1 protein-coding gene is annotated in these 353 nt (G+C 39.7%); it reads left to right on the top strand.

Annotated elements, in window-relative coordinates; genetic code table 11:
• Nucleotides 1-16: 16 nt before the first annotated feature.
• On the top strand, nucleotides 17-353 hold a 337-nt coding region (gene rpmC / locus F0U44_RS24380), incomplete at its 3' end, for a 50S ribosomal protein L29 (protein ID WP_149730641.1).

Genomic DNA, 353 nt, shown 5'->3' with positions numbered 1-353 from the left:
GAACGTGACCGTCAAAATGGGCAAAGTGAAGTGTTCAGAATTAAGGACAAAAGATAAAAAGGAGCTATTCAAACAGCTTGAGGAGCTAAAGACAGAATTAACAAATCTTCGGGTTGCTAAAGTTACTGGTGGAGTTGCTTCTAAACTGTCCAAGATCCGTGTTGTAAGAAAAGCTATCGCACGTGTTTACATTGTGTATCACCAGAAGATGAAGGTCAATCTTAGAAACCACTACAAAAACAAGAAATACAAGCCTTTAGATTTAAGAGCCAAGAAGACCCGTGCTATGCGCAAGGCTCTTACTAAACACGAAGCAAAGATCAAGACGAGGAAAGAGATCAGAAAGAAATCTC

Origin of the sequence: Nocardioides humilatus, from assembly GCF_008373755.1 — a bacterium.
GTDB classification, from domain to species: Bacteria; Actinomycetota; Actinomycetes; order Propionibacteriales; family Nocardioidaceae; genus Nocardioides; species Nocardioides humilatus.
The sequence above is the reverse complement of the archived record's forward strand: the minus strand, read 5'-3'. Positions and strand labels throughout refer to the sequence as shown.